At 66.1% G+C, this 3,390-nt stretch carries 4 protein-coding genes and 1 pseudogene; all 5 read left to right on the top strand.

The annotated features are described in order from the left end of the window. Window positions 1-303: 303 nt before the first annotated feature. The 5 genes and pseudogenes from AC5ZFO_RS47495 to AC5ZFO_RS47475 all read left to right on the top strand — a co-directional run bounded on the left by AC5ZFO_RS47495 (window position 304) and on the right by AC5ZFO_RS47475 (window position 3,355). Window positions 304-429, top strand: a complete 126-nt coding sequence (locus AC5ZFO_RS47495) for a hypothetical protein (protein ID WP_496124198.1) — start codon at window positions 304-306, stop codon at window positions 427-429. Further along, window positions 423-997 (top strand): annotated as a pseudogene (locus AC5ZFO_RS47490) (phosphoribosyltransferase domain-containing protein); the annotation flags it as partial. The gene AC5ZFO_RS47495 and the pseudogene AC5ZFO_RS47490, both read left to right, overlap by 7 nt. Before the next feature lie 21 nt (window positions 998-1,018). Beyond that, entirely contained in the window at window positions 1,019-1,525 is a 507-nt protein-coding gene (locus AC5ZFO_RS47485; protein ID WP_496124199.1) for a TRSP domain-containing protein, read from the top strand. Next, window positions 1,522-2,271, top strand: a complete 750-nt coding sequence (locus AC5ZFO_RS47480; RefSeq protein WP_496124197.1) for an HAD family hydrolase — start codon at window positions 1,522-1,524, stop codon at window positions 2,269-2,271. The genes AC5ZFO_RS47485 and AC5ZFO_RS47480 overlap by 4 nt, the downstream gene beginning before the upstream one ends. Beyond that, the gene (locus tag AC5ZFO_RS47475; protein ID WP_496124196.1) at window positions 2,261-3,355 is read left to right on the top strand and encodes a cysteine protease StiP domain-containing protein; all 1,095 of its coding nucleotides are present in this window, start codon (window positions 2,261-2,263) and stop codon (window positions 3,353-3,355) included. Before AC5ZFO_RS47480 ends, AC5ZFO_RS47475 begins: the two co-directional genes overlap by 11 nt. The last annotated feature ends 35 nt before the right edge of the window (window positions 3,356-3,390 follow it).

The following is a 3,390-nucleotide window of genomic DNA, read 5'->3' as shown; positions in this document are numbered from 1 at the left end:
CCGGTTGTCTTAGACTGGTCGCGCAGCAAGCTGATGCCAGCGTCGTCGTATTCATCTGGGCCAGTGCCAGGTCGATCACACATCGTCCGCAACTCGACGCCGAGCCTCTGGATCCGCACCGGCGAGGCACACGTTTCTATCTCTATTGAAGCACTTACTGCGCAAATTCTCTGGTGGCACACTCATTGCTAGTCAGGTCCCAGATCCCTGCCGGGGAGAACGCGCATTAGTACCCGTAGCTAACCCTGCAATCGCCGTCGTGGCGATCGCGCGCTATCGCTCAAGCACTGTGGAGCGTACTTGATGCTCAGCTTCCTCGATTCGTTTGGCATTGAGCCGCAGATGGCGTACGAAGCGCGGCTGCTTGGCCGCGCAGACGTGGTCCGCCAAGCCCGCGACATGATCGCTCGCGTCACCTGCGAATGTTGACCGCCGCCGACAAGACCCAGTCGATCCAGTTGGCTACGGGCCGGCTCGATATCGCCGTGGACAAGGCGGCCTGGCCGCTGGACAGCCTTTGCGCGTTTGCGGCGCGCGAAAATCCGCGGCGGGGGTTCCTGGTCGTATCCCGCGTCCTAGGGCGCTATTTGCCCGCCACGCCGCAGATGATGCGGCAGAGCGCCCGCGATCTCGCGGCGCGGCTCCCTGACGATCTGCCGGGGCCGGTGCTCGTCGTCGGCCTGGCCGAGACCGCCGTGTGCCTTGCCCAGACGGTGCACGAGGAATTTCGCCTCGCAACGGGCCGGGTCGACATCCACTTCCTGCATTCGACGCGACAGCAACTGGATCATCCGTTGCTGTGCCGCTTCGAAGACCGCACAGCCATGCCTCCGCGCATCTGATCTACAGGCCGGCGCTTCCGGAGCCGCGATCACTGGTATTGGTCGACGACGAGATCTCGACAGGAACGACCCTTTGCAACCTCGCCCAGGCGCTCGCCACTGCTTGGCCGCGGATCGAAGCAATGGCGGTAGCGACGCTGACCGACTGGTCGGCCGGCAAGGCGTGGCAAGCACGCATGCCGCGTCCCACGTGCATCGCGGCGCTGCTGCGCGGACGCATGGAGTGGACGCAGGAGACGACGACGGTGCTCAACAGCGCGTTCGATACCGCTGCCGCTTCACTCGGGCGCATGGCGACGCATCGCAATTTCGGTCGGCTGGGACTCGACTGGCCCGTCGTGCCCGAACCCGATACCGCTGTGCCCGAGATCCTCGGCCCACTGCGGATCATCGGAACCGGCGAGTTCACCTATCCCCCCTTCCTGCTGGCGGAACGCCTCGCAGAAGAAGGGCATGATGTCGTCGTGCAGGCGACCAGCCGAAGCCCCGCACTCCCCGGTGCCGCGATGGCGACCAAGCTCCGCTTTGCTGACAATTATGGAACGGGCGTGCCCAATTACCTCTACAATGCCGACCGCGCCGATGGACGCGCGAACTGGATCGCGCATGAGACCGGCGCGGTGACAATCGACCCCGGGCTGATTGCCGCTCTCCGTGCCGAACTGATCGGCTGGACGGCATGACGCGTGCCATCGCCCTGGTCGATCTGGACGACACGCTGTTCCAGACGCTGCGCAAATGCCCGCCCGATTTGCCGGCCGACCGGTTGACGCCGCTGGGCTTCGCGCGCGACGGATCGCCGCTGAGCTATGCGACCCCGCGGCAGATGCAGTTCCTGGAATGGCTGGCCGATACGACGCATCTCGTCCCCGTCACCGCCCGCAGCCTGGACGCATTGCGGCGGGCGCGCATTCCATTCCGCGCAGCGGTGTGCGCGCATGGCGGCGTCGTGCTGGATGACAGCGGTCAGGTCGACCTGGACTGGGCTGCGACGATCGCCGACCGCGCCGCGCCCTTCGCGTCGCAGCTTGCTAGCCTCGCGGAGGCGATCAGGCGCATGGCGCGCGACCGCGGCATCGCGGTCAACGCCCGTGTGCTGGTCGAGGACGCGCTGCCGCTCTACACCTTGGCCAAGCATGAAGATGCGGATGCCGCGGCACTTTTTGCGGTGGTCGACGCTGCCGTGCCGTCCTTGCCCAAGGGCTGGACGGACCACCGCAACGGCAACAACGTGGCGCTGACGCCACCCTATCTCGGCAAGGCCCATGCGGCGGCATATATCCTACCCGGCCTCCGCGCACGCTTCCCTGATGCGCCGGTGATCGGCATCGGCGACAGCCGCACCGATGCGCCCTTCATGGGCCTTTGCGATTTCGCCATGATGCCCACCCGTTCGCAGCTGGCCGGCGGCATGTTCCATGCGGACTGAGGTCGCGCCCCCGTTCTCGGGCAGCTACGACCCGGCCGATGTCACCTTCCTGCTCAAGCCAGTGGTAATGGCCCCGACTTCCGTCGCCGAAAAGGAAGCGGCGATCCAGTCCGGCCGCCACCACTATTCGGAGATGATCGCGCCGGAGAGGGTGCCGGACGACAGCTATCTATCCCTCTATCACGCCGCGCTTGCGCGGAACGGACCCCGCCTGGCGCAGGATGTCGCCACCCTCGCTGCGCAGCTCGCTGCACGCAGGCCGGGGCGCGAGCTGGTAATCGTCTCGCTGGCGCGTGCGGGGACGCCGATCGGCGTCTTGCTCGCACGGACCTTGCGGGCGCACGGCCATCGCGCAGCCCATTATTCAATCAGTATTATCCGCGATCGGGGTGTCGACCGCGTCGCGCTCGCGCATATCGCCGGCCGGCACGATCCGCGCGACGCGGTATTTGTCGATGGCTGGACCGGCAAGGGCGCGATTGCCGGCGAACTTCGCGCGGCCCTGGCCAATGCGCCATTCGGCTTCACACCGGACTTAGCCGTGATTGCTGACCCTGCAGGACAGGCAGACATCGCCGCGACGGCGGATGATTATCTGATCGCCTCGGGCTTGCTGAACGGCATCGTTTCGGGCCTAGTCAGTCGCTCGATCCTCAACGCCGCGTTGGTGGGGCCGGGCGATTTCCACGCCTGTGTCACCTACCCGCAATATGCCGGTGCTGATCTCTCACGTGCCTTCGTGGACACGATCGCGCCGTTGGCCGCTGCGGCGATACCGCAACTGGTAGACGGGCACGGCGCCCGCCGAGCGGAGCTGAAACAGGAATGCGAGGCGATGATGCGGCAGTTGCTGGCGGAAAGCGGAACGCGTGACCGCAACCGGATCAAGCCCGGCATAGCCGAAGCGACGCGCGCCCTGCTGCGGCGGGCGCCGGAACGGCTGCTGGTTCGCGATTTCGAGGATGCCGATGTGGCGCACTTGCTCTATCTTGCCGCCGCGCATGCCATTCCAGTCGATATGCTGGGCGGGGAATCGCAGTATCGCGCGGTCGCAATTATCCGTAGCCTGGGCGACGACGCATGAGCCGGGTTTCCGCCCTCGCCCTCGGCGCCATCTTG

The organism is Bradyrhizobium sp. Unk1, from assembly GCF_059512345.1.
Note: the sequence above shows the minus strand (reverse complement) of the source record. Positions and strands in the feature narration are given on the sequence as shown.

What these genes read in the sequence shown, in the direction of transcription:
- AC5ZFO_RS47495 (WP_496124198.1), top strand. Translation starts at nt 304, where the DNA reads ATGCTCAGCTTCCTCGATTCGTTTGGCATTGAGCCGCAGATGGCGTAC.
- AC5ZFO_RS47485 (WP_496124199.1), top strand. Translation starts at nt 1,019, where the DNA reads ATGCCGCGTCCCACGTGCATCGCGGCGCTGCTGCGCGGACGCATGGAG.
- AC5ZFO_RS47480 (WP_496124197.1), top strand. Translation starts at nt 1,522, where the DNA reads ATGACGCGTGCCATCGCCCTGGTCGATCTGGACGACACGCTGTTCCAG.
- AC5ZFO_RS47475 (WP_496124196.1), top strand. Translation starts at nt 2,261, where the DNA reads ATGCGGACTGAGGTCGCGCCCCCGTTCTCGGGCAGCTACGACCCGGCC.